The 3,119-nt window shown below is 73.4% G+C and carries 3 protein-coding genes; 2 read left to right on the top strand and 1 reads right to left on the bottom strand.

Translation table 11 applies throughout. From position 1 onward, the window contains the following. Positions 1-3 precede the first annotated feature (3 nt). A complete protein-coding gene (locus tag G5C65_RS34380; RefSeq protein WP_165302985.1) occupies positions 4-1,410 on the top strand; it encodes an aminotransferase class V-fold PLP-dependent enzyme in 1,407 nt (468 codons plus the stop codon). 72 nt (positions 1,411-1,482) lie between these two features. Here the strand turns inward: G5C65_RS34380 and G5C65_RS34375 are convergent, their stop codons facing one another. After that, positions 1,483-2,460: a PfkB family carbohydrate kinase gene (locus G5C65_RS34375; RefSeq protein ID WP_165302984.1), complete on the bottom strand. Its 978-nt coding sequence runs from the start codon at positions 2,458-2,460 to the stop codon at positions 1,483-1,485. A gap of 204 nt (positions 2,461-2,664) precedes the next feature. Between G5C65_RS34375 and G5C65_RS34370 the strand changes: the two genes are divergently transcribed. Next, a complete protein-coding gene (locus G5C65_RS34370; RefSeq protein WP_338146794.1) occupies positions 2,665-2,808 on the top strand; it encodes a hypothetical protein in 144 nt (47 codons plus the stop codon). The last annotated feature ends 311 nt before the right edge of the window (positions 2,809-3,119 follow it).

The raw sequence follows: 3,119 nt of genomic DNA, 5'->3' as shown, positions 1-3,119 counted from the left end.
GGTGTGCCCTACTTCGACGCCGCGTCCTCCCTCCCCCTCCACCCCGTCGCCCGCCAGGCGCTGCTCGCCGCGCTCGACGAGGGGTGGGCCGACCCCGCGCGCCCGCACCGCGAGGGGCGGCGGGCGCGGATGCTGCTGGACGCCGCGCGGGAGACGGCCGCTGAGGCGGTCGGCTGCCGTCCGGACGAGCTGGTCTTCACCTCTTCGGGTACCGCGGCGGTGCACGCCGGGGTCGCGGGCGCGCTGCGCGGACGCCGTCGCGCCGGCCGGCGTCTGCTCGTCTCCGCCATCGAACACTCATCCGTACTGCATGCCGCCGAGGCCCACGAGCGGGCCGGCGGCGAGGTGCGCGAGCTGCCGGTGGACCGCGCGGGGCGGGTGAGCGCCGAGGAGTACGCGGCGGAGCTCGCGCGCGGCGGCGTGGCGCTCGCCTGCCTCCAGTCGGCCAACCACGAGGTGGGCACGGTGCAGCCGGTGGCCGCCACCGCGGCCGGCTGCGCGGAGGCGGGCGTCCCGCTCCTGGTGGACGCCGCGCAGTCGCTGCCCTGGGGCCCGGTCGAGGACGGCTGGTCCCTGCTCACCGCCAGCGCGCACAAGTGGGGCGGCCCGAGCGGGGTGGGGCTGCTGGCCGTGAGGAAAGGGGTGCGGTTCGCCGCGCCGGAACCGGCGGACGAGCGCGAGGCCGGCCGGGCGCCCGGCTTCGAGAACATTCCGGCGATCGTCGCCGCGGCGGCGGCGCTGCGCGCCGTGCGGGCCGAGGCGGAGGCGGAGCGCGCACGGCTCGCGCCCCTGGTGGACCGCGTCCGCACCCGGGTGCCCGAACTGGTGCCCGACGTGGAGGTCGTCGGCGACCCGGCGCACCGGCTGCCGCACCTGGTGACGTTCTCCTGTCTGTACGTGGACGGCGAGGCCCTGCTGCACGCGCTGGACACCGAGGGCTTCGCGGTGTCCTCCGGCTCCTCCTGTACGTCCAGCACGCTGACGCCGAGCCATGTGCTGCGGGCGATGGGGGTGCTGTCGGAGGGCAATGTCCGGGTGTCGCTGCCGCCGGGCACCGGGGAGGCGGCGGTGGACCGGTTCCTGGAGGTGCTGCCGGGGGTGGTGGAACGGGTGCGGGGCGCCGTGACGGGAGGGAGCCCCGGGGCCCCCGCGTCCCCCGCGTCCTCCGGGCCCGCAGCGCCGGAAGGGCTGACGGTCGACGCGCGGGGCAGGCGGTGCCCCGTCCCGGTGATCGAGCTGGCGAAGGCGATTCCGGGGGTGCCGGTGGGCGCCGTGGTGACGGTGCTCGCCGACGACGAGGCCGCGGCGCTGGACATTCCGGCCTGGTGCGAGATGACAGGGCACACCTTCGAGGGCGCGGACGGCCACGCCTACCGCGTGCGCCGCGAGCCGGGCGCTGCCCCTGACTGAGCGTCGCCGCGGACGCCGTCGCCCCCCGGGCGGGCCCGCCGACCAGGGCGGACCCACCCGGAATCGGCCCCCTTACGCCGGAAGGCGGGCGCCGACCTCCTCCGCGGCGGCGTCCCCGTACGCCTTGGTGAACCGCTCCAGGAAGTGGGCCCGCTTCAGCTCGTACTCCTGGGTCCCCACCGTCTCGATGACCAGCGTCGCCATCATGCAGCCGACCTGCGCGGCGCGCTCCAGGCCGACGCCCCAGTTCAGGCCGGAGAGGAAGCCGGCGCGGAAGGCGTCGCCGACGCCCGTCGGGTCGGCCTTGGCCTTCTCCTCCGCGGTCCCGACGACGATCGGCTCCTCGCCGTCCCGGTCGATGCGGACCCCGTTCTTGCCGAGGGTGGTCACCCGCGTGCCGACCTTCTTGAGGATCTCGGCGTCACTCCAGCCGGTCTTGGACTCGATCAACTCCTTCTCGTACTCGTTCGAGAAGAGATACGCGGCCCCGTCCGTCAACGTCCGGATGCCCTCACCGTCCATACGCGCGATCTGCTGCGAGAAGTCGGCGGCGAAGGGGATGCTCCGGGTCCGGCACTCCTCGGTGTGCCGGACCATCGCTTCGGGGTCGTCGGCACTGATACAGAGCAGGTCGAGAGCGCCGACGCGGTCGGCGACGTGCTGGATTTCGATGAGGCGGGCTTCGCTCATGGCACCGGTGTAAAAAGAGCCGATCTGGTTGTGGTCGGCATCGGTGGTGCAGACGAAGCGCGCGGTGTGCAGGACGTCGGAGATACGGACCGATCCGGTGTCCACACCATGGCGGTCAAGCCAGGCGCGGTACTCCTCGAAGTCCTCTCCGGCGGCGCCGACGAGCACCGGCCGGGCCCCGAGCTGACCCATGCCGAAGGCGATGTTCGCCCCGACCCCGCCGCGCCGGATCTCCAGTCCGTCGACGAGAAAGGACAGCGAAACCGAGTGCAGCTGGTCTTCGACCAGCAGCTCGGAGAACCGTCCCGGGAAGGTCATCAGGTGGTCGTTGGCGATGGAACCGCTCACTGCGATACGCACGACAGTTTTCCGCTCCTGAGAGATGGATGACGGGCGCAAATAACGCTACCCGCTCCCCCGCTATCCCCGAACAGGACACAATTACCTGATAGTAGGGCCTTCCGGGCACCTCACACGATGCGTACCGTCCGTTCCATGAAGAAATCCGGTCCCCTCAGCACGGAGCACGAGTCGCTGGAGCAACTGCTTGGTGACTGTGCGCAAATGGCTCCGCACTGGAGGGTGACGCCACGGCCCGGCGCGGCGGAGCAGCCGACAGCGCACGTTCCGCCGCGCGCGCTGCACGGTGTACGCGTGCCGCGCCGGTATGCGCGGCTGCTGGACGGCATGTCCGACTACGGGGACTGACGCCCGCACCACGAGCCCCCGCCGGGGCGCGTGGCCGTGTCGCGGAGACGGCCCGGGGAACCGGACGCCCGCCTGCTCCGTCCCAGCACCGTCACAGACGGCGCATGGACATACGGAGCCGAAGGAGCACTGCGGTGAGCACACAGGACCCCTCCCCCGAGCCCCGGCCCCGAGCCGAAACCGACGCCGAAGCCGAAGCCGACGCCGGATCCGCGACCGGGGAGCGCCCCGCGGCGGAGCGGCGCCGGCGGCGGCTCTCGGTGCTCGGCGTGGCGGCCGCCGTTCTGCTGGCCGGCGGCGGCGGTGCGTAC

Origin of the sequence: Streptomyces boncukensis (assembly GCF_011045075.1) — a bacterium.
GTDB lineage: Bacteria > Actinomycetota > Actinomycetes > Streptomycetales > Streptomycetaceae > Streptomyces > Streptomyces boncukensis.
Note: the sequence above shows the minus strand (reverse complement) of the source record. Positions and strands in the feature narration are given on the sequence as shown.